A 341-nucleotide genomic window follows, 5' to 3' on the forward strand; every position below is an offset into this window, starting at 1 on the left:
CGCAACTCCCACACCCCCCAGGCGAGCGCCAGCAGCTCCAGCGAGAGCCAGTGCCAGCTCATCCCTGGTCCGCCGCGTGCTGCCGCGCTTCCAGGATGGAGAACAGTTCCACCATGCGGCTGGCGCCCCGTGCGGTGCCAAACGCGGCACCCGGAGCGGGCGCCGGGCAGGCGGCCAGCAAACGCCAGGCGGCGTCCGGTGCGCCTGCCGCAAGCGCGCGGCGCGGCCGCAACGCCGCCAGCAGGGCGCCCGCCGCCAGCACCGCCTTCTCGCCGCTTGGCACCACGGCGCGCGAGGCGACACAGTCGAAATCCGGCCGCCCGGCCCGGCGGCCAATGGCG

General features: G+C 76.2%; 1 protein-coding gene. It reads right to left on the bottom strand.

All coding sequences use genetic code 11. The features are described from left to right. Positions 1–58: 58 nt before the first annotated feature. The coding region (locus tag R5H29_RS14875; protein ID WP_332329376.1) for a hypothetical protein at positions 59–341 on the bottom strand (283 nt) is incomplete at its 5' end.

The sequence above is a fragment of the Stenotrophomonas sp. A3_2 genome, from assembly GCF_036624925.1.
Taxonomy (GTDB): Bacteria; Pseudomonadota; Gammaproteobacteria; order Xanthomonadales; family Xanthomonadaceae; genus Stenotrophomonas; species Stenotrophomonas hibiscicola.